We start from the raw sequence: 16,530 nt of genomic DNA, 5'->3' as shown, positions 1-16,530 counted from the left end.
TTAAATTATTTTACCAGAATAATCGGTTGTTGCATATTAATTTATCGGATTCGGGAAAGGATTCAACCATATATCATCAAGCTATTAATTTTATCGATGCCATAATCAATATAATCACAATTTATATATATATAAAGATATATTCTAATTACAGAAAACGAATGAGAGAGGAAGGACGGCTGCCGGGTTCATATAACCTGAGGAAAGTCTCCCCACCGCTAAACACGAGCACCTGTAAAGGGTGCCGGGCGAGAGCTCGGGCAGTTAACAGATAATGTTAACCATGCAAACAGTGCATGCTGGCACAGAAACGATACCAGTGCATGTTAATGCTATGATGCCGAAAGGCTGAGGTCGCATGCATCCTGGATGGAACGGCGAATCCTCGTGGGTGCAAGTCGGTGAAGAGCAAATATGTTGCTCTTCCCATTTATTGACGCTAAGCTGAATGCCGCCATTGCAAGTACTCCTTAAAGAGTCATTCTGCATTTTCAAGAAATGCAGGATATTTGCAACAACAGAAGGGAGCTTACTCTCCTCACTCATTCAAATCTTTCAATAAATTCCTGAATTTTTCGTAATCAACCTCTGTTGCATAACAGCCATCATTCTCCATTGGAAAGGCATATGTAATAATATTCTTGCTTTTCAAAGAGATCATTACCTTATTTAGCTCATAGTGACAGGCAACAAGTAGTGCAGCATCTGCAGCTTCCATTTTCACAATATGGCGTATGTAGGAAGAACCTGCAACAATATACAGTTTATAGTTAAATTTTTTTGCATCCTTTTTCATGTCACTGAAAACACATTTTCCACATTCTGTGCATGTGATACCAAACTGTGTGGAAGATGCCGGACAATCCAGAGACCTCATACAGTGGGGAGCAAGAATAAGACGATTTTTAGCTTTTTTAAACCCTGAATAGTTGGCCATGTTTTTAAGAGATACCATCCACATATCCAATTTATTTATATCATTGCATCTATGAAAAAACGCCTTTATTGGGAGATAGAAGAAATCAAGTATATTTGCAAAAAAACCTGCCAGCCGTACATTACGATTAAGGCTCATCCTGCTTGCTAAAAGAGCTACAAAAGAAAGTATAACTGATAATCCAATAACTACAAACAGCAATATTCCAATCAGACTATACATCACATATCTCCATTTTATTCACTACTTCCTCTACATTCACGGTCGTCATATAACAACCATCTTTAACAAGGAAGACACCTTGCACAGGTATATGTTTTGAAACCGCCTGCATAGACTCTGTTAGTTCCTGAAAGCACGCTACCCCGATACATGCGTTAGGTCTGTATGATTCCATAATTTTTTTTACAAAACTGTCTCCAGGTATTACAAAAACCTTAAAATTATATTTTCTGGCTGCCTGGCATATTCTGGCAATATCACACAGTCCACATTCAGTGCACAGATATCCAACAATGGGGTCACATCTTGCCTTGCATGAAGGATGTCTCATACACTGAGGGAGTATTACAGCTTTTTTATTGTCTGTTTTTTTAAATTTCTCCAGCATTACAGCATTTCTGACTTCTACAAGAATTTCATCAACAATAACCTCCTTGATGGATAATACACGGCAAATCCATTTGGCAGGAGCATAGAACAGATATAACACAAACAGTATCAGGTTTGGAAATACCATTGTATTTCTTTTAAAGCTATAAATGCCTATCAGCAGTGTGACAGAAGTAATAGAAAAAACAGCTACTGTCAGATATACAAAAAATCTGCCAAACAGTTCATAGGAGACTGGCATGAATAGTAAACTGTTATGTTACTTTTAAGTTTATCTATCGAAAAAAAATAAAAATGAAATGAATTTTAAACTCCAGTTAATAAAAACAGAATGAGGCAGAATTACTCAAGCCTCTTCTGACTTCTTATCCGTATTCTGGGGTTTCTCTTCGGATTTCTCAGGCTCTGGTTCAGCACTAAGGCCAAGTGCTCTGGCAACCAGCACAATCACATCCTCTACCTCGATCTCTGCACTGAGTTCTTTTTGACCGTCTGAAAGGTTTCTCTTACAGAATGGACATGCACTTGACAATATATCTGCATCTGTTTCCAGCGCATCCTTAACCCTAGCAGTTCCAACACTCAGTGCCAGCTCAGGCAATCCCGCCTTGACACCGCCACCAGCGCCGCAGCAACGCTGGAAGTTCTTGACCATTTCCATTTCTACAAATTTGACACCAGGAATACTTTCAAGCACCTTTCTTGGTGCATCAAATACACCAACATGCCTTCCAAGGTGGCAGGGATCATGGTAGGTAATGGTTTTATCAAGAGATTCTTCCCATTTGATTTTATCCTGGTCGATCAATTCGGCCAGAAATTCAGTGAGATGTAAAACTTCAAATGGAAGATCTTCACCAAGTTGTCTTGGCCAGTCTATCTTCGCAGCGCGGAAGCATCCCGCACATGCCATAACTACTCTTTTTCCACCTTTTGCAGCAATTGCATCCACATTGTGGCGAGCAAGTTCTTTTGGAACATCTCCCAGGTGTGCCTGACCGGTCCTTATGAGTGCAGAACCACAGCACCATTCATCTTCACCAAGCATTGTGAATTTGATGCCAAGTTTGTTTAGAATACGCGCTGTAGCAATTGCATTTGCCAGCTGATTGTAACCTGCAGTACATCCAGTATAATATACAATCTCAGCTTTGTCTTCAATTTTCACATCTTCTGGTACCCAGTCCAGGCGAGCACTCTGCTCTTTCATATAGGGGTTTTTATATTCGCCTATAAGTTTTGGGAAAAGACTCTGCTTTCCTACAGGACCATTCCCACGTTTAACCAGATTGGCCCGTAGAGACTCCCAGAGTTCAACCAGGTTCATTCCTGATTCACAGTTGGTGGCACAGCGACCGCATGTTGTACATTGGTACAGTTCATCATTGAATTTTTGGATTTCCTCATCTGTAAATTCTTTTGGTCCAAATAACTGTGCTCTAAACCCATATGACCTATCAACGTATTCCTTCCACCTTTTTATTTTAAATCGTGGAGCTACACCAGGTTCATATCCTGAACCTTCATAAGTTGGACACCATTCATCGCACTGACCGCAGCGGGTACATGCATCAAATTCCATAAGCTGCACTGCAGTGAGATTTTCTGTAGTTACGGAGGGTTGTTTTTTAGCCATTTTTTATTCTCCTCCTTTATTTGCTATAATTGCAAGAGGCGTTGCTATCACATGAATATATTTGCTGAAAGGAATAAATGCAATACATATCAGCAGAGATATAACTGAATGAAACAGTGCCAGCGGAGGTGCATACTGGAAGTCAATTCCAAATCCCCACCATTCTCCAATTCTTGCACCATTTGCCAGAAAGCCTGTGAATACAACAAATGCAAGACCAAAGAGCAGAATTGAATCATAGGCGATTGTTGATTCCCGGATTTTTGGTACAAATACTCTTCTGAAAATAGCGATCAATATACCTATTGTGAGCATCACACTGAACCAGTGGGCGGGTAACTGTACCATTTCCCTGACTGCTTCAGGACTTATATTAAAGCCTGCAAGATAAATTAGTTCTACAAGGAACATGCCAAGAGATAATGCAAAGAGTGCCATCCAACCAACAAATATTGTGATATGCATGAACCATCTTACAGGATGTTTTCTCCATATCCTTCTTTGCAGAAGAATATCAAGTATAAGTACTTTCCACAGTGGTTGTGCATGAGCATGGCCCTTCTGACTCAACTGAACAATAAATGTCTTGAGAAACGTAAGTACACTTCCATTCGAAGGTTCCATTCCATAACCTTCAGATCCGTATCCCCATTTTTTCAGATTAAGATACATTCCATAGATAAAAATCAAAATAGCTATGGTAGAGATAGTCATCATCCATCCGAAAGTAATTTTCATATCAGGTGCAAGACCCGAGAAATACTCCATATTCGTGATTCCTCCTGTTGTTTATAAAAATGTGATTGCAAATTTTTTTATTTTCAATGAATATATTCTGAATGCCTGTAAGCTACTGAAATTGATTTGCATATTGGACGAATCTATTATATTTAAAGATTTTCATTAATCATTTTCTGATACAGGAGATGGTTTGATATAATGACATAATTAAATCTAAGTTGTTATAGTCATACGTAGGTTCAAACCTAAAATTTAAAAATACAAAAATATGAAATCTGGTTCAGATCAATGATCAATATGATCTAAACCAGCATGAAAAATCAAGATTATCTGATATAATATCGGCAGCATTTCAATTTATAGTTTTACTTTAGCCCTACTTTTTCTTTAAAGATATCCATACCAATACTGTCAATGTATTCACCAAGTCGCTGTCTTTTTGTATGGTCCTTATAGAATGTAATAATGCGATCAACCGCAGCAAGAACTTCATCTTCAGACATATTTTTAGCTACAATCTCTCCAATTCTTGGCTTTATTCCTGCACTACCACCAAGCAACAGGTTGTAGCCTTTTGGAGTACCAAGTATCCCGATATCCTTAATTGCAGGTTCAGAACAGGAATTCATACAGCCCGATACAGCCATCTTCAACTTACCAGGAAGTTCCATTCCATGATATTTTTCATCAAGTTTCAGGCCAAGACCAACAGCATCCTGTTGTCCCCTTTTACAGAAAGTGGTACCAGGACATATTTTTATGCTCCGGACACAGACACCAATAGCCGCCCCGGGTTTCATTCCAAGATCATTCCATGCATCATCCAGGTCCTCTTCCCTGAGACCTACAATAGCCATTCTCTGGGCAGAAGTAAGCTTTATTGCAGCCGCATTATATTTCTCAGCAACATCTGCTATTTTATGTAATAATTCAGGGTTTGCAATACCGCCTGGGATATGAGGTGCAATTGCATATGTTTCCTTATCTCTCTGAAGTATAGCTCCCTTCTCAAGTATATCTTTACTCATTCGATCACTCCTAATTTACCGGCTTACCTTTATAGAACATATGTTCACAATTGAACAGTCCATATATAGCAGAAGAAATAACGTCTTATTATTAAATAACATTTCTGCTAAGGTAACTTTCATTCTTATTAAAAGCTAGATGAAGTTCACGTGTTCTTGCTAAATACAACCGGTTTGGTAGAAAACTATAATTATATCATTAATATGTATAGAAACAGGAACCATGAAAATATATATTGATAAAGACAGATGCACAGGATGTGGTGCATGCAGAAGAGCCTGTCCAAAAGGTCCCAGAATATACTCAATTGAAGAAGTAGAAGGAAAAAAAATCGCAGTAGTGAAAGATCCTAGTTATTGTCTTGGGTGCAAAATGTGCACCACAGTCTGTAAACCAGATGCTATTACCCTTGAGAACTGACAGTTCTCCCATTTACTATAGAAAAATATTTAATTAGTTATAGTGTAAAGACTATCGTTTAATATGTCTCTAAATATAAGAGTAATACTTGTTGAACCTCTCTATGAGGGAAATGTAGGTTCAGTTGCAAGAGCCATGAAAAATTTCGGATTTACGGATCTGGCTATTGTTAACCCCTGTAAGATTGGAGGTAATGCAAGAGCTATGGCTTCCCATGCAAAAGACGTGCTCAAAAATGCATCTACATATACATCACTCAAGGATGCCATTGAAGATGATGTTAACATTGTGATAGGCACAACAGGTATCACAGGCTCCAAATACAATGAGCATATCAGACTTCCGGCATTCACACCACGACAGCTGAAAGAAAAAATGAATGGAGTAAATGCAAAGATAGCGATACTTTTTGGACGCGAAGATAATGGATTTACCAATGATGAACTGAAGATGTGTGATATTATACTTAGTATCCCTACATCCAACGATTATCCTGTAATGAACCTTTCACATGCGGTGGGAGTCGTCCTGTATGAAATGAGCAGCATTGAAGCAGGGGATTACCCGATAGCAGAAAGGTTTGACCAGGAATTGCTGATTGATCATATCCGAAATGTTTTAGATAATATAGATTATCCAGAGCATAAGCTCGACAAAACGCTTCTGATGATCAGACGAATTTGTGGCAGAGCAAAATTAACACCACGAGAAGTGCAAACACTAAGAGGCATACTCAGAACGATCCAGTATAAGTTGGGATTACTCTAGGGGTACTTTACTGCAAAAAATTGATATTAATTGAAGCTATTGAGAACTAAACATTTAATGATAATTACAAGAATACCGATCTGTATATAAAAGTGAGTAATTCTATGACAGAAGATAAATGGGTAGAAAAATTAAAAATATTTTTTAGAAGATATTACTGGGATGATATACTACAGCTTGCAAATGAATATCCTGATAGAAGAAGTATAATTATCGATTTTTCTGATCTTGAGAACTTTGATCGAAAACTGGGAGAACAGCTTCTGGAACAACCTGATGAGATTATCCCAGCTTCAAATAATGCACTCCAGCAACTTCTGGAATTCCAGATCGAAAAAACATTCAGTGAACTATATGCAAGATTCATACATGTTCCAAACAAAATACCAAACCGTGAGCTAAGAAGCAAGCATCTGTTAAAATTTGTAGCTATAGAGGGTATGATACGCAAAGCAACCGAAGTTCGTCCAAAAATAATTAACTCCGCTTTTTTTTGCATGCGCTGTGAGCATGTCACAATAGTCCCCCAATCAGGCCCAAAATTTACAGAACCGCATGAATGTGAGAATGAGTCATGTGGCAAAAGAGGACCCTTTAAAATACTTATTGAAAAATCTGATTTTGTGGATGCTCAGAAACTTCAGGTCCAGGAATCACCGGAAAACCTTAAAGGTGGAACTCAGCCACAGAGCCTGGATGTGGATGTTGAGGATGATCTTGCAGGAATAGTCAAACCTGGGGATAGAGTAATCATAAATGGAATCCTGAGATCACACCAGCGTACCCTGCGTGATGGAAAGTCTCCTTTTTATGACCTTGTCTTACATTCCAATTCTATTGAGTATGTGGATAAAGAATTTGATGAACTGGAAATATCACCTGAAGATGAAGAAGAAATACTTGCACTTAGTAAAAGTCCCAATATCTACGAGCTTATAACCAGCTCAATTGCACCATCCATATACGGCTACAATGAAATAAAAGAAGCACTGGCAATGCAACTTTTTTCCGGGGTTGCAAAATACCTGCCTGATGGCTCACGTATAAGAGGAGATATCCATATTCTGTTTGTTGGAGATCCTGGTATTGCAAAAAGCCAGTTACTCAGGTATATGGTAAAACTCGCACCAAGGGGAGTATTTGCTTCCGGTAAAAGTGCATCATCCAGTGGACTAACAGCTGCTGCTGTCAGAGATGAAATGGGAGATGGAAGATGGACACTGGAAGCAGGTGCGCTGGTCATGGCAGATATGGGAATAGCTGCAGTTGATGAGATGGATAAAATGCGTTCTGAAGATAAGAGCGCTCTCCATGAAGCCATGGAACAGCAATGTTATGATGATAAAACCGAAATTCTAACTGAAAATGGCTGGAAGCTGTTCAGGGACCTCCATAAAGATGAACGTGTAGCATCACTTACACCGGATGGTAATCTCAAATTTACTATACCTGAACAATATGTTGAGTCCGTATATGAGGGAGATATGTATTACATATGTTCTGAAGAGATAGATCTTGCAGTTACTCCAAACCATAATATGTTTGTAAGTATTGAGCACAATGATCAGTGGGGCAATTTTGGCCTATGCCGTATGGATGAACTTCCGGAAAATCACAGAATAAAGTTCAGAAAAAATGCATCATGGAATGGAGAACATATCGATTCTTTCATGATACCATGCAAGGACCAGAATAATGAATGTTACTCACCAGAGAGTTTAGAGGAACCGTGGGTAATTAAAATGGATGACTGGCTTGAGATGCTGGGCTACCTATATTCAAGAGGAAAAATAGAAGAACAAAAAGGAGATTTGCAGGTTAGGATATATTCTACCAGCAGTTATAATTCTTTAAAAATAACTCAATGTTTGCAAAAAATAGGATACTTATGGGATGAAGATGGTTCATCTATCATAATTAGATCAAAGCGTCTTCTGGATTATCTGAAATACTTTGAGAATTTCCCGGATAATGTACCACATTATGTGAAGAATCTCTCAAAAAAGCAGCTCGAGATATTTATCAGCTCAATTATCATGGATGATTATTCTCATCAGGATCATACGAATGATATCTTTGTTAATTCATTGTCACTTGCAAACGACATACAGGAAATTGCACTTAAAGCAGGCAATTCTGCCAGGATCAGAACATTACATAAAAAAGAGCTGGATCAGATTTCATTGTCCCAAGCAACGAAGCATTCTGAAAATGTATACATGGTATCATTGACCTATGGTGAAGGAAACTACCCCTCCATAAGTAACAATGAAAAGAATGTGAAGAAAAAAAACTATTCAGGCAAAATATATTGTGTTGAAGTAAAAGACCATGTTATTTATGTCCGCAGGAACGGTAAAGCTATCTGGTGCGGAAATACCATCTCTGTCGCCAAGGCAGGAATTATCGCCACTTTAAAATCGCGCTGTGCACTTCTTGGTGCAGCAAATCCTAAATATGGAAGGTTTGACAGATATGAAGGTATTGCTCAGCAGATCAATATGCCGCCAGCATTAATGTCAAGATTTGACCTTATATTTGTCATGCTGGATACTCCAAATGAAGAAATGGACAGCAAAATAGCCAGGCACATCCTCAAGTCCCATTTCGCTGGAGAATTGTCCGAGCAAAGGAACAAACTGGTTGGATCTACAATCACAGAAGAGGATGTGCAATCTCAAATGGAAAAGATTCTTCCTCCAATAGACCCTGAAATTATGCGAAAATATGTAGCATATTCACGAAAGAAAATATTCCCGGTCATGAGCGAAGATGCACGTAAACATCTGATTGACTTTTATCTGGACCTGAGAAAAATGGGAGAAGGAAAAGATGCTCCGGTCCCAGTTACTGCCAGACAGCTTGAAGCACTGGTAAGACTAGCAGAGGCGAGTGCAAGACTCAGACTTAGCAATACCGTAACCCTTGATGATGCACAAAGGACCACACGTACAGTATTTACATGCCTCAAACATGTTGGTGTTGATCCTGATACAGGTGCTCTAGACGTAGATTTCATAGAATCCGGTACAACAAAGAGCCAGAGAGATAAAATAAAGATTGTTAAAGAAATTATCAGAAGAGTTGGTGATAGGCATGCAAATGGTACGGCTCCCCTGGATGAAGTTTATGCTGAAGCTGAAATTGAACAGATTGACCGGGAGCATGTAGAAGAACTCGTAAATAAAATGAGCCGTACAGGTGATCTATTAAAACCGAAAAAAGATCATGTACGTCTGGTCTAATAGTAATAACATCTGGATATGTTGATCATGTATCTTAAAATCCATAAATCAGGGAATGAAGTTCTGGTTGCTGCATGCGATGAAGAATTGCTAGGAATGAAACTGAAATACGGAACTGCTGATGTAGAGATAAATGAAGAATTCTACGGAGGAGAAATCGTCTCGGAGAAAGAAATAATTTCTGCTCTTGAATCTGCAACAACAGCCAATCTATTTGGAGAAAGAGCAGTAACATGCGGAATTAAATGCGGTGCTATCGATCCAAAATGCGTTATTAACATCGATGGATATCCCCATGCACAGCTTTTTAGGATATAAATCCATAGTAAACAACTATTTATATCAGAATAATCAATTTAAAAGGTGGGAACATGAACGAGTGTGGAGTAAATTGTCCTGAGATCTTAGATGTCAGTAGACTTATTGATGGCGTAATTGAGAAACACAACAAATTTCTGAGTGAATATGAACAGGAATTCAAAGAGCTTGATGAAAAGGTCAAATCTCTTGATGAAAAAATTGCTGCTGCCAAAAGCAAGAAAGAATTTGTGATTGAACGCAGTGAGATATTAAAAGAAAAGAGACAGCAAATATATTATCAGGCAGAACAGTTACTGAAAGATACCCTTTCGGATACCCCTGACCTGGACAAAAAACTAAAATCAGAAATATACACCAACTTTAAAAAATCAAGAAATTCAAAAAAGATTGAGGATGAACAAAGAGCAGTAGATATTCTTTTTGGTAATATTGAAAAGCTTCCATCTAATGATCAAAACATATCTAGTCCCATAACCAGCATCAAAAAAAAGGTCCAGGAATCTATAGAAGCAACCAAAGAGTTCAGTTCCATTGATGGTACAGAATTCAGCATTGAAAAAGATATTGCAATCATGGCCGAAGAAAGAGATAAAATATTACCACGCCACAAATGGCTCGATAAAAGGATCGAAAGTCACAGGGAAGCTCTTTCTTACTGGAAAACACAGAACAATAATTATGAAACGAATTTGGTGGTTTGATGGATAATGTCACCTCTCTCTCCGAAAAAGAGTTGAAGAATAAGGTTAATGATATCAGAACTCAACTCAATCAAAATGAACGTTCATTAAGATCTGCTTTCAATGAGCTGAAAATGCATCGCACAAACGTGGATGAGATAAAACAGAAACGTGATGATTTGAATTCTCAGGTAAGAACAAATGTATCAAAAGCCCAGGAATTTAAGAAAAAAAGAGATGCTATAAATGAACAAATAGCTCAACTGAAAGAAAAAAGGGATGAACTTAAAACAGAAAGTGACGATCGTTCCAATACTATTACAAATCTGAAAAATAAACGTGATAACCTCAACCAGGTTTCAAAAGGCAGTGTTGAATCACTGTCACGAGCATATCAGGAAGAGCTTGACACATTCCTTAATGCGGATATACCTCTAAAGCATGAAATTGACCTTTTTGATAAGATCAGAGAACTTGGACAAAGGCTTGAAGCTGCATTAAATGCGGATAACCTGCATGAAAAACTTGTTGAGACTTACGAATCATCCAAAGAGATATATGACAAGAATAGTGACATAAACTCTCAAATACAGACACTTGCCGATGAATCACAGCATCACCATGTGCAGATGATCGAAGCTTACAGGACAGCAGATCAACTGCGAAAAGAGGCTGATACATATCATTCTCAGATAAAAGAAATATACGCTGCAACAGAGCCTATCCGATCAAAGATAGACCCCCTTAAAGAAGCAATCGAAAATTTGAGAAAAGAACTTGATATCTATTTAGAACAGCTAAATAATATAAAACTTGAGAAAGACAAAATCAAAATGAAGGAAAAACATACTCAAGCTAAAGAAAAGTTTGAAAATAGCGGTAAGATGAGTCTAGAAGATCTTAAGGTATTGATGGAGAAAGGAGATATTAAGTTATAACTTTAAGTTATATAATATCTTAAATATTTCACATTATACCTTTTTGAGCTTTTTCATTTGCTGAATTTAATTCCCATAATACAAATTGATGCTATTATTACAGATATTAAAGCACTTTTAATTCCAAAACCATTAACTACAGGAGTTTCATCATTATTTGTTCCATTGTTATCACCGGAAGCATTATTATTTCCAGGCTCCTGTGAGGGAGGCGGTAGAGACGGATCTTTAAACTGATATACAGGTCTGAAAGTTACGAGTTCCTCGCCGGCTCCGGAATATATTCTGTCAACTGTGATATTGAATATTTCAACCGAGTTTTGAGAATATATAAATTTTTCACCTTCATACATTATCTTCTCTTTAACAGTGGTTTCATTTAGAAGCAGTTCAATCCATAAACTCTTTTGATCAAAATTTACATATTTGACCCTCAGACTATAGCCCTGATAAAATCTATCCCATTCCTCTCCTGTCTGGAGATATATTCCGGTTCCATTTATAAGCGCTTCATTTTCAGGCACTTCATTATCATCAGAAGCAGCAGCTATAAAATCAGCTACATTAAAAACCACAGTTAAACTAGTCAGTAAAATTACAGCTATTACCAAATATTTGAGTAGCAACTCAGTTTTAACTGATCTCATACATGCATCTTCCGCCAATAACTTCCTCGGATATACCATCTGCCTTTCTGACTATCAGTGAACCGTTTTCAGTAATAGCGATTGCTTTTCCGGATATCATTCTGGTAGGAGTCATTATGGTTACGTGTTTTCCAAGTGTGTCTGAGAGTTCAATCCATTCATCAAGTATTGAAGAAAATGGCTGTGTATTGAACCTTATATATTGCTGCTCAAACTCAGAAAGAATATCCTGAACCAGTTCTACCCGATTAACGGGTTTTCCGGTTTCCTGCTTGAGAGTCGTGGAATTTTTTCTCAGCTCCTCTGTAAAATCTCCAATTTCATTGTTTGCATTGATTCCAATACCTACAATTACATATTCGATCTGTTCGATTTCTGCATTCAATTCCGTTAATATTCCACATACCTTTTTTTTATTGATCAGCACATCATTGGGCCACTTGATTACTGCATCAACGCCCATGTCCCTCATTATTTTAGTAACCGTAATGCCCGCCAGAATGGTCAGTCTTGATGCATGTGCAAGTGAGATTTTGGGCTTGATAATGATTGAAAGCCATATACCTCCATCTGGAGAAATCCAGGGCCTTCCCAACCTGCCTCGCCCACTTTTCTGGATTCTGGATATTACCACTGTACCATCATCCGATTCCCTTGCTATTCTTTTGGCAGCATTATTTGTAGAATCTACTTCATCATAATATATCACAGATCGTCCAATAAGTCTATTCTCAAGTCCTGACATAATATTTTCCGGATAAAGTATATCAGGAACATGATCAAGCTTATATCCTACCTTCTGACTGGATGTTATAGGATATCCATCGTTTTGTAGAGACTTGATATATTTCCATACCATTGTTCTTGATATACCCAGAGCTTCACCAAGTTCCTCACCAGATATTGACTTGCCTTCAAATTCTTTAAGAATTCTTATAATTTCAGTTTTTTTATCACTCAATAATATCCCCACTGCAAAGTGTAATGTCAATTATATATTGTTCTCAATCTATATGTATATTTTACGTACATGATCATAAAAACTATTTCAGAGTGAAACTATAGCCATAAATATAAAAAAGAAAACAAAAAATGAATTACTGCCAATCAATAATTCATTTTGTTTTGCGTTGATCAAGTGCCTGAGTGGATTCCATATATGATTTTACCGCCGCAGCAACCGCAGCTACCTTCGGATTATAATTATCCAGTGCTGACGCCAGTGTCCTGCTGGCTCTGGAATCTGCATCCACGATTTTTCTGACCTCATCCAGAATATTGTTATCTTCAATAAAGTGAGTCGTCAGTTCACCTTTTTTGAATGCATCATTTGAAAGAACTGCTCTGTGGAATGGAAGATTTGTTGTAACACCCACCACAACATATTCATAAAGTGCTCGCTGCATTCGGCTTATAGCTTCATTTCTGTCACGTCCCCACACAGAAAGCTTTGAGATCATTGAATCATAATATGGGGATATAGTGTATCCTACATGAACCCCACTGTCAACCCTGACACCGGGTCCACCTGCAGACCTGTATCTGCGTATTTTTCCAGGTGACGGTGCAAAATCATTTAGCGGATCCTCAGCATTTATACGGCATTCAATAGCCCATCCGTTTATATTAATATCTTCCTGTTTGTAAGGAAGTTCTTCACCACAGGCAATATGCAGCTGATCTTTTGCCAGATCAATTCCTGTAACAAGTTCTGTTATTGTATGCTCTACCTGTAGTCTGGTATTTACTTCAAGGAAGTAGAAATCACCCTGTGAATACAGGAATTCAACTGTTCCGGCATTTTCATAATCTATTGTTTTTGCTGCCTTTACAGCTGCACTGCCCATTTCTTCACGAAATTCAGGAGTCATAACAGGAGAGGGTGCCTCTTCAATGAGCTTCTGATGTCTGCGCTGGATTGAACATTCCCTGTCAGATACGTAAACAGTATTTCCATATTTATCTGCCAGTATCTGGAACTCAATGTGTCTTGGCTCTGGAAGATATTTTTCAACAAAAACAGTAGGGTCACCAAATGTTGATCTGGCAACGGACTGGATTGCACTAACGGCAGCTTTAAAGTTCTCTCTGGACTTTACTACCTTCATTCCAATCCCCCCACCTCCGGCAGAAGCCTTGACCATTACAGGATATCCTATCGAATCTGCAATCTCAAGAGCTACATCAATATCTTCAATGGGTTCTCCACTGCCGGGCACAACAGGAACTCCTGCTTTTTCCATGGTTGAACGTGCAGCGATTTTACTTCCCATCTGTTCAATTACCTTGCTTGGCGGACCAATGAAATTAATTCCTGCCTTTTCGCATGCCTCTGCAAACTTTGAGTTCTCTGAAAGAAAGCCATATCCTGGATGTATTCCTTCAGCACCGCTCTTTTCAGCAACCTCAAGTATTGCGTCAATATTGAGATAACTCCTGCTTGCAGGCGGTGGTCCTATCGCATAGGCTTCATCTGCATACTTTGTAAAAAGAGCGTTGCTGTCAGCATCAGAGTATACTGCAACTGTAGAAACTCCAAGTTCTTTACAGGCACGCATAATTCGGATTGCAATTTCACCTCTGTTTGCAACAAGTACTTTGTTAAACATGACCAATCAATCCCTGTCGTTTATTCAATCACCATCAGTACATCGCCGGTACTGACTGCATCTCCATCCGATACAAATATCTCCTTAACAACACCGCCATGGTTTGCACTTACAGAGTTCTCCATCTTCATAGCTTCAATCACACATAGTGTATCACCTGGATTGACCTGATCACCCACTTTTACATCAACAGAGAGAACCATTCCCTGCATATTGCATGTAACACTTCCCTCTAATGATGTATCAGGTTTAGGTTTTTCAGTGGATCCTGACTCAGATATTTTAACACTTCCATCTTTTGGTTCCACTTTCACATTGAATACATCACCTTCAACTTCCACCTTAAACTCAACTGGGCCAGAATAGATTTCCTGTGGAAGTTTCTGGGTTTCACATGATTTGACCGGAGTAAGGGCCTCTTCAGATGCTTCTCCTCTCAGAAATTTGGGAGCAATTGCAGGATAGAGTATGTAGGTCAGAATATCTTCTTCCTTTTTAATGAGTCCAAGATCCTCAGCCTCTTTTTTCATTTTTCCATATTCAGGTTCCAGTAAGTCTGCAGGCCGAACTGTAATTGGCTCCTCATCTTCAATTATCCTTGCAACCATATCTTCACTTATTGGCTTGGGAGGGCGTCCATAAAGTCCACGTACATAATCTTTGACTTCCTTTGGAATGACCTTATACCTTTCTCCCATAAGAACATTCAGGACAGCCTGTGTACCAACAATCTGGCTTGTTGGAGTCACCAGAGGAGGGTAACCAAGTTCCGCTCGTACTCTTGGCATCTCTTCCAGAACATCCTCATATTTATCAAGAGCATTCTGTTCTTTGAGCTGAGATACAAGATTTGAGAGCATTCCTCCAGGGATCTGATACAGCAAAACATTTGTATCTATCTGTTCAGAAATTGGATCAAGAATGCACTGATATTTTGACTTCAGTTTTCTGAAATACTGTGCAGCCTCGGTCATTAATTTAAGATCAAGCCCTGTATCATAAGGAGTTCCTTCCAATCCGGATACAGTGGATTCTGAAGGTGGCTGAGAAGTGCCCCACGAGAGGGGTGAAAGTGCAGTATCCAGTATATCCACTCCTGCCTCACAGGCAGCCATATAGCTCATAGGTGCCATTCCCGAAGTACAGTGGCAATGTAGTGCTACAGGTAACGAGGTCTCTTTTTTAAGCGCCTCTATCAGCATTCTGGCATTATTTGGAGAAAGAAGTCCTGCCATATCCTTTATGCACAGTGAATCGCAATCCATCTGCTCAAGTTCTTTTGCAAATTCCACATATTTGTCAATTGTATGTACAGGACTGATCGTATAACAGATAGTTCCCTGTACGTGTGCACCTTCTCTTTTTGCGACTTCAATGGCTTTTTGCATGTTCCTTATATCATTTACAGCATCGAATATACGGAATATATCTATTCCGTTTTCATGGGCTTTGGTGACAAATTTATCGACCACATCATCAGAATAATGGCGATAACCCACAAGGTTCTGTCCTCTAAGCAGCATCTGGGCTGGTGTATTTTTCATTCTGCTTTTGAGTTCTCTGAGACGTTCCCATGGATCCTCATTCAGGTAGCGAATACATGTATCAAATGTTGCACCTCCCCACATTTCAAGAGAAAAATATCCGACCTCGTCCAGTTTGTCAACCACTGGCAGCATATCAGTCGTGCGCATTCTGGTTGCCAGCAGCGACTGATGTGCATCTCTTAGAACAGTTTCTGTTATTTTAACTTTCATTTTTAGCCCTCTGTAATTTTTGACATCAAGTATCTTAATATAAAGATAAATCTACCTGATTGATAATTACAAATTAAATTATATCATATACAACAACTTATTTTATTAATATTATGGTGTTAGTTTATATAGAACCAGTTTATTTAAAAGGAACATATGCTGAAAAGTCATACAATATTCTCAAATAAAA

15 protein-coding genes and 1 other RNA gene are annotated in these 16,530 nt (G+C 38.5%); 7 read left to right on the top strand and 9 right to left on the bottom strand.

Features of this window, described 5'->3' with window-relative positions; genetic code table 11:
* The first annotated feature begins 163 nt into the window (after window positions 1-163).
* Window positions 164-544, top strand: an RNA gene (rnpB, locus tag MZHIL_RS10245) — RNase P RNA component.
* On the opposite strand, the gene MZHIL_RS03055 is transcribed toward rnpB, so the two are convergent.
* The 5 genes from MZHIL_RS03055 to MZHIL_RS03035 form a co-directional block, all read right to left on the bottom strand.
* Entirely contained in the window at window positions 539-1,159 is a 621-nt protein-coding gene (locus MZHIL_RS03055; protein WP_013897906.1) for a DUF116 domain-containing protein, read from the bottom strand. The genes rnpB and MZHIL_RS03055 overlap by 6 nt on opposite strands.
* The gene (locus MZHIL_RS03050; RefSeq protein WP_013897905.1) at window positions 1,152-1,790 is read right to left on the bottom strand and encodes a DUF116 domain-containing protein; all 639 of its coding nucleotides are present in this window, start codon (window positions 1,788-1,790) and stop codon (window positions 1,152-1,154) included. Before MZHIL_RS03050 ends, MZHIL_RS03055 begins: the two co-directional genes overlap by 8 nt.
* Window positions 1,791-1,895: 105 nt before the next feature.
* Window positions 1,896-3,185 carry a (Fe-S)-binding protein gene (locus MZHIL_RS03045; RefSeq protein ID WP_013897904.1) on the bottom strand — a complete coding sequence of 430 codons (1,290 nt, stop codon included), beginning with the start codon at window positions 3,183-3,185 and terminating at the stop codon, window positions 1,896-1,898.
* Between the two features lie 3 nt (window positions 3,186-3,188).
* Window positions 3,189-3,953, bottom strand: a complete 765-nt coding sequence (locus MZHIL_RS03040) for a respiratory nitrate reductase subunit gamma (RefSeq protein ID WP_013897903.1) — start codon at window positions 3,951-3,953, stop codon at window positions 3,189-3,191.
* 338 nt (window positions 3,954-4,291) lie between these two features.
* Entirely contained in the window at window positions 4,292-4,954 is a 663-nt protein-coding gene (locus MZHIL_RS03035; RefSeq protein ID WP_013897902.1) for a nitrite/sulfite reductase domain-containing protein, read from the bottom strand.
* A 223-nt stretch (window positions 4,955-5,177) separates the two neighbouring features.
* On the opposite strand from MZHIL_RS03035, the gene MZHIL_RS03030 reads away from it, so the two are divergent.
* The 6 genes from MZHIL_RS03030 to MZHIL_RS03005 all read left to right on the top strand — a co-directional run bounded on the left by MZHIL_RS03030 (window position 5,178) and on the right by MZHIL_RS03005 (window position 11,327).
* Window positions 5,178-5,375, top strand: a complete 198-nt coding sequence (locus tag MZHIL_RS03030; protein ID WP_013897901.1) for a 4Fe-4S dicluster domain-containing protein — start codon at window positions 5,178-5,180, stop codon at window positions 5,373-5,375.
* Between the two features lie 63 nt (window positions 5,376-5,438).
* Window positions 5,439-6,143, top strand: coding sequence for an RNA methyltransferase (locus tag MZHIL_RS03025; RefSeq protein WP_013897900.1), 705 nt, complete (start codon window positions 5,439-5,441; stop codon window positions 6,141-6,143).
* Between the two features lie 104 nt (window positions 6,144-6,247).
* A complete protein-coding gene (locus MZHIL_RS03020) occupies window positions 6,248-9,388 on the top strand; it encodes a minichromosome maintenance protein MCM (protein WP_013897899.1) in 3,141 nt (1,046 codons plus the stop codon).
* A 27-nt stretch (window positions 9,389-9,415) separates the two neighbouring features.
* Entirely contained in the window at window positions 9,416-9,706 is a 291-nt protein-coding gene (locus MZHIL_RS03015) for a DUF424 domain-containing protein (RefSeq protein ID WP_013897898.1), read from the top strand.
* A gap of 53 nt (window positions 9,707-9,759) precedes the next feature.
* Window positions 9,760-10,410: a hypothetical protein gene (locus MZHIL_RS03010; protein WP_013897897.1), complete on the top strand. Its 651-nt coding sequence runs from the start codon at window positions 9,760-9,762 to the stop codon at window positions 10,408-10,410.
* Complete coding sequence (locus tag MZHIL_RS03005) at window positions 10,410-11,327, top strand: coiled-coil protein (RefSeq protein ID WP_013897896.1); 918 nt, start codon at window positions 10,410-10,412, stop codon at window positions 11,325-11,327. Before MZHIL_RS03010 ends, MZHIL_RS03005 begins: the two co-directional genes overlap by 1 nt.
* Window positions 11,328-11,380: 53 nt before the next feature.
* Here the strand turns inward: MZHIL_RS03005 and MZHIL_RS03000 are convergent, their stop codons facing one another.
* From MZHIL_RS03000 to oadA, 4 genes are all read right to left on the bottom strand, one after another.
* Window positions 11,381-11,974, bottom strand: coding sequence for an S-layer protein domain-containing protein (locus tag MZHIL_RS03000; protein ID WP_048815450.1), 594 nt, complete (start codon window positions 11,972-11,974; stop codon window positions 11,381-11,383).
* Window positions 11,961-12,935 carry a biotin--[acetyl-CoA-carboxylase] ligase gene (locus tag MZHIL_RS02995; RefSeq protein ID WP_013897894.1) on the bottom strand — a complete coding sequence of 325 codons (975 nt, stop codon included), beginning with the start codon at window positions 12,933-12,935 and terminating at the stop codon, window positions 11,961-11,963. Before MZHIL_RS02995 ends, MZHIL_RS03000 begins: the two co-directional genes overlap by 14 nt.
* A gap of 154 nt (window positions 12,936-13,089) precedes the next feature.
* Window positions 13,090-14,583 carry an acetyl-CoA carboxylase biotin carboxylase subunit gene (locus tag MZHIL_RS02990; RefSeq protein WP_013897893.1) on the bottom strand — a complete coding sequence of 498 codons (1,494 nt, stop codon included), beginning with the start codon at window positions 14,581-14,583 and terminating at the stop codon, window positions 13,090-13,092.
* Window positions 14,584-14,603: 20 nt separating this feature from the next.
* Window positions 14,604-16,340, bottom strand: coding sequence for a sodium-extruding oxaloacetate decarboxylase subunit alpha (gene oadA, locus MZHIL_RS02985; RefSeq protein WP_013897892.1), 1,737 nt, complete (start codon window positions 16,338-16,340; stop codon window positions 14,604-14,606).
* Window positions 16,341-16,530 lie beyond the last annotated feature (190 nt).

Source organism: Methanosalsum zhilinae DSM 4017, from assembly GCF_000217995.1.
Classification (GTDB): domain Archaea; phylum Halobacteriota; class Methanosarcinia; order Methanosarcinales; family Methanosarcinaceae; genus Methanosalsum; species Methanosalsum zhilinae.
Note: the sequence above shows the minus strand (reverse complement) of the source record. Positions and strands in the feature narration are given on the sequence as shown.